General features: G+C 62.5%; 1 protein-coding gene and 1 pseudogene. Both read right to left on the bottom strand.

The window, feature by feature from the left end:
• Positions 1–39: 39 nt before the first annotated feature.
• Positions 40–1,674, bottom strand: a pseudogene (locus ACNPP0_RS09815) (arylsulfatase).
• Between the two features lie 52 nt (positions 1,675–1,726).
• On the bottom strand, positions 1,727–2,755 hold the full coding sequence (locus tag ACNPP0_RS09810) for an HAD family hydrolase (protein ID WP_332608439.1): 1,029 nt from the start codon (positions 2,753–2,755) through the stop codon (positions 1,727–1,729).
• Positions 2,756–3,137: the final 382 nt, after the last annotated feature.

Here is a 3,137-nt window from a genome sequence, read left to right as displayed (position 1 = left end):
GTCGGGCGGGGCTATAACACCGCGCCCGACCCTCAGCGTTTACTTGCCCTGCTTTTTCGCTTGCTGCTCGAAGTACTCCTCGATTTTCTTGTCCACTTCCTTCTGCACCTGATCGGTACTGAAGCTGGGCGGATTCTGGCTGGGCGGCCAGTCAATGAAGGTTTGCAGGAATTCCCCTGCCTTGGCGGACCCGATAAATGCCAGATACGCGTTCTTCGTGAGCCAATCGTTGTACTGATCGGAAACGACGTCGGCGCGTTCGTACGGGTCCATGCGCAGGTTGAACACCTTGGGCACGCGCAGGCACACAAACGGCTCCTTCCACACGGCAAAGCCACCCGGCGACTTCTGTTCGCAGAAAACGACCTTCCAGTTTTCGAACCGCATGGCAACCAACAGGCCGTCATCGTTGAAGTAATAGAAGTCTTCGCGCGCGCTCTTGTCGCTCTTGCCCGTCAGCTAGGCCAATTGGTTATAGCCGTCCAGGTGCACCTTGAAGTCCCGGTTGGCGCCGTTGGGACGCCAGCCTTTCAGCAGCTGATCCTTGACGCCCTCGTTGCCGGCGGCGGCCAACAGCGTCGGGAACCAGTCCAGCCCCGAGACGATGTCGTTCTTGACCGTGCCGGGCTCGATATGGCCCGGCCAGCGGATCATCGCCGGAACGCGGAAGGCACCTTCCCAGTTGGTGTCCTTTTCACTGCGGAACGGGGTGGTAGCGGCGTCGGGCCAACTGAATTGGTTGGGCCCGTTGTCCGTCGTGTAGATCACGATGGTGTCCTTGGCGATGCCCAGGTCATCCAGCTTTTTCAGCAGTTTGCCAACGTCCTGGTCATGCTCCCACATGCCATCGGCATAGTCGTTGCCCGGCATGCCGCTCTTGCCCTTGTGTGCATCCCGAATGTGCGTGAACAGGTGCATGCGGGTGGTGTTCATCCACACGAAAAACGGCTTGTCGGCCTTGCCATGCTTGTCCAGGTAATCCAGCGCCGCACCGACGGTTTCGTCATCAATGGTTTCCATGCGCTTGGTGGTCAATGCGCCGGTATCCTCAATCTTGCCGTCGGCTGACGCTTTGATCACGCCACGCGGCATGTAGCTTTTGATCACCGGGTCCGTGGGATTTTTCGGGAAGTACGGGCGCTCGGGTTCTTCTTCCGCGTTCAGGTGATACAGATTGCCGAAGAATTCGTCGAAGCCGTGCTTGGTCGGCAGGTATTCGTCGCGGTCACCCAGGTGGTTCTTGCCGAATTGCGCGGTGTTGTAGCCCTGGCCCTTCAAAGCTTGCGCAATCGTGATGTCGCGGTCCTGCAAGCCCACGGGCGCGCCGGGGATGCCCACCTTCGACAAGCCCGTGCGCCGGGCCGATTGGCCGGTGATGAACGTTGACCGCCCCGCCGTGCAACTGTTCTCGGCGTAGTAGTCGGTGAAGATCGCGCCTTCGTTGGCAATGCGGTCGATATTCGGCGTCCTGTAGCCGACCACCCCTCTTGTATAGGCACTGATGTTGGCCTGCCCCACGTCATCCCCGAAGATGACCAGGATGTTCGGCTTTTTACCGGACGCCTGGCCCTGCGAGGTCGACTGCGTATTCTGGGACTGCGCATAAGCGCCGCCCATCACCGCAAGCCCGCTCGCGGCCACCAGCGCCGCGCCCAACCATCGTCTTGCTTTCATCATGACTGCTCTCCTTGCCCAACAGGGCCATGTGCTCCCAGGTCACGCTTGCTCAAGGCTTTTCAAAGTCGTATATCCGTTTCCACTCCGTCTTCATGTCAACCACCGTCCATCCGCTGCGCTGGGCTTCGTCCAGCGCGCGGTCCAGGCGCCCGATGCTGGAGTCCCTGTCGTAGGCCCACTCGCGCTGCGCGTCGGTATGGTGGACGATGCCGGCAAAGCGTTTGCCCGCGCCGGCGGTGGTCCACTGCAACATTTGAAGATCGCCATCGGAGTTGCCGAAGGCCAGTAGCGGGCGGCGGCCGATGTAGCGTTGGATGGCTACCGGCTTGCCCGGGCCATCGTCGTTGAAATCAAGCTTGCCTTGACGCCACAGCACCGGCTTGTCGCCGCGCATTTCGAAGGTGGTGGCAAAGCCGCTGCCAATGACCTGTTCCGGCGGCACGCCGTAGGCGGCCTGTGCCCAAGGACGCATGAACTCGGTTTCGCCACCCGACACGATGTAGGTCTTGAAGCCATTTGCGCGCAGGTATTCCAGCAGTTCGCGCATCGGCAGGAACGTCATCGAGGTATAGGGCTGCTCAAAGCGCGGATGCCGCGCCGTTGCCGTCCACTGGGTCACGCTTTTTGTGAAGTCCTCCACCGTCATGCCGGTGTGCGTTGCCCCCACGATCTTCAGCAAGCCCGACTGCCCCGCTTTGGCCAAGGCCGCTTTGTCGCCTTCGATTGCCGCCTTGAACGGCTGGCGCTTGGCCCATTCCGGGTGCGCGGGCGCCATTTCCTTGACCCGGTCCAGCGCGAACAGCACCTCGAAGTACAAGGGCTGTTCGGACCACAACGTGCCGTCGTTATCGAACACCGCGATGCGTTCCTCGGCCTCGACAAAGTCCGGGCTGCCCGGCTTCGTCACCGCCTGCACGAAGTCCACGATAGCGGTGCGCGACGGTCCGTCGCTCCATGAAGGCAGCTCGGCTTGCGGCGGCGACGCCTTCTGTGGCGAGGCGCATGCCGTCAACAGCGCAAGGGTCGCAACCGCCAGCCATGTCGCCCAGCCCTGCCGTTTTTCAGTTGATTGCTTCATCGTTTGCGTCCTTGCGCATCTTGCGCAGTTGCTGTTCGCCCTGCATGGGCCGGGTTCAACTCCTGGGGTAAGCCATGCGCCGGGGCTGGCTTTTGCCTGCCTCGCCAAGCTTTTCTCCACTGAAGCGATGACTTGGCCAGCAGGCCGCGCCATGCCGGGACGGCTTGCGGCGCGCCATAAACGTCTTGCAGCACGGTCGCTGCCGTCTGCCGCGCGCCCGCGCCCAGGGGCGCCACCGCCGCGCGCAGATCGCCCGCGCCGGCAGCCACGCGCAGCCATCGATAGAAAGCGCCAAGCTCGGGCGACTGCGTGCGCGCTTCACGCCGCCATGCCCGCCAATGCCAGGCTTCGCTTGCACGGCGCGCGGCGGCCGCGCGCGCGG

This window comes from Achromobacter semiaridum, from assembly GCF_053543755.1.
This window is presented reverse-complemented; position numbering and strand designations above follow the sequence as displayed.